Consider the following 2,061-nt stretch of genomic DNA (forward strand, 5'->3'; position numbering starts at 1 on the left):
AAATCTAGATTGCCCGGTCGTCCTAAAAACAAAAAGCCCCTAAAAAGGGCTTAAAAGAGGTCTCTTTTTTGCTGTTCAAGGGCTTGCGCAACGGTTACCCGTGTTGGCAGTAGTTTTTATGTTTTCTCTGAGTTTTTCAAATTCCTTCCATTTCAAAGATTGGTCCCGGAAATGCAATCTTTTCTCGTGACTTTCCAAAATATCAAAATCCTTGGTGTAGCCACTAAGTTGCTCTATTTCATAGTAGTTACTAAAATTTGTGATTAAATCTTGCTGAAGCATACTTACTTCGGTCAATTTTAGCAAATAATCCAAAACCCTTTTTTGGTTAATTTCATTAAGCTCATAAGTCAGGGTATCAATTTTTGTGTATTTGGAATAACTTTGGGAGCAATCAATAGATTTATTTATGAAAAGACAGATATACTTTTCATCAGCGACGTATATTTTTAAATATTCCTTATGTCCGCCAAATTCTCCGCAATCAGCAAACCTCGCAGATAAGACTAAGGTGTCGGAATAATACGGGTAATTTAGTACTCCTAATATTCCTTTTGAAAAATCTATTTTAACACTGTCTGATAAGAACTTGCTTTCCTTTGTCCTGAGTAGGTTTTCAATTGAATCTTTCAATTTCAAATTCTGCTCGCTAAGAATATTAATTTTCTTTTTCGAGTTCTGTTTTCCACAAGAAGCAATTGTGAGAATTAGTAAAGTAAAAAGTAATTTTAGTTTAAAATTCATTTATTGAAATTACTGCCAACGGTCTCGTATAACCGTCAGTTACGGGTTAATATGCTTAAATTTTCGGTTTGGCACGTACGTTAGCAATTCCGAGTGGATTCGGACGCAGTCGAATCCGCCGTAATTGCGGTTATACATTGTTGCCATTAGTTTTTTGTCCGTATTGTTTCGAGCAACGTTCCCATTTTCTTCTGTCCGTATTCATTCTCAACGTTCATATCAATTCGAATAATATTTTCTTTCTCGGTCAATTTGGTTTTATATTTAAATCCGCCGTTGGTTTGTTTTAGAGTGTCTGGATTTACTTTTTTTCCGTCAACAAGGCTATCGAATTTTACGAAATAACTTTTATTTGGGTTATAGCCAACCACTAATAATTCAACATTAAATTCCGCATTCCGTTCGTACTTATTGTCTTTTCCATAAATTTCTCGAAACGAAATACTGTCAAATACATATTTAGTTTCAATATCCGCAACAATTTTCCGCAAACTATCATTTTCAGCACGTAGATTTTCCAATTTTGCGATAGTGTTTTCGCCTTGATTTATATCTGTACAGCTTAAGGTCAAAAATGTCAGAAGTACAATTATTATTGTTTTGGTCATTTTTTTCAAATTAATGGCAACGTTTTCCGGCTATGATTTTGTTGCGTCACCGCTGCGACGCGTCTGCGGCCTTTCGCGCTGGAAAAGGGCGCAGCCAAGTCCTAACCGTACTTTTAAATTTTGAATGTTCAAGTTACTATTTCTTTCCGTTAGAAGTTCAAAAAGAGCGATGAATTATAGCTGATGTTGTACACTGGCGTTTATTTATATTTTTCAAAGTATAAAAATTCGGCACGTGCATTTAATTCGTCCGTCATTTTTATTTGATTCGGTTTATTGTCATTCAAAATCCAAGCTTTGTTTCCGATATCGCTACTTTGAAGTATGATTGTATCTCCGATTTCAGTCCAACCAATTGTCCATTTATTTGCATCTCCAGCTCCAGTATGCAATTCAGTCAGCTTATTATTGTTATCATCGAATAAGTGAATAAGAACATAAGCGTAATCCTCCGCATTTTTATCTACTTGATTTACAGATGCTTTAATTTCAAAATTTCCAGTTGGCGATTTTATCAATTCACTTTCATAATTACTGAAAAAGCAACTTATAAAAGTCAAAGTCAAAGTCAAAAGTATTAAAGTCGATTTGCGATTCATTTGGTAGCTTGTGTACAACGCAGGGCTATGTGTAGTGGTGCGATTGGATTTTTATTTGTCGTACCGAAAGGTACGTAAAAAAGAAAAATACAAGGGAGCACACCGGATTG

General features: G+C 34.8%; 3 protein-coding genes. All 3 read right to left on the bottom strand.

All coding sequences use genetic code 11. The features are described from left to right. Positions 1-75: 75 nt before the first annotated feature. Complete coding sequence (locus BIZ36_RS20580) at positions 76-744, bottom strand: hypothetical protein (protein ID WP_187459737.1); 669 nt, start codon at positions 742-744, stop codon at positions 76-78. 146 nt (positions 745-890) lie between these two features. Beyond that, positions 891-1,352: a hypothetical protein gene (locus BIZ36_RS20585; protein WP_222937496.1), complete on the bottom strand. Its 462-nt coding sequence runs from the start codon at positions 1,350-1,352 to the stop codon at positions 891-893. 200 nt (positions 1,353-1,552) lie between these two features. Next, a complete protein-coding gene (locus BIZ36_RS20590; RefSeq protein WP_187459738.1) occupies positions 1,553-1,951 on the bottom strand; it encodes a hypothetical protein in 399 nt (132 codons plus the stop codon). Between the last annotated feature and the right edge of the window lie 110 nt (positions 1,952-2,061).

The organism is Cytophaga sp. FL35 (assembly GCF_014349235.1).
In the GTDB taxonomy this organism is placed as follows: domain Bacteria; phylum Bacteroidota; class Bacteroidia; order Flavobacteriales; family Flavobacteriaceae; genus Euzebyella.

What these genes read in the sequence shown, in the direction of transcription:
- BIZ36_RS20580 (WP_187459737.1), bottom strand. Translation starts at nt 744, where the DNA reads ATGAATTTTAAACTAAAATTACTTTTTACTTTACTAATTCTCACAATT.
- BIZ36_RS20585 (WP_222937496.1), bottom strand. Translation starts at nt 1,352, where the DNA reads ATGACCAAAACAATAATAATTGTACTTCTGACATTTTTGACCTTAAGC.
- BIZ36_RS20590 (WP_187459738.1), bottom strand. Translation starts at nt 1,951, where the DNA reads ATGAATCGCAAATCGACTTTAATACTTTTGACTTTGACTTTGACTTTT.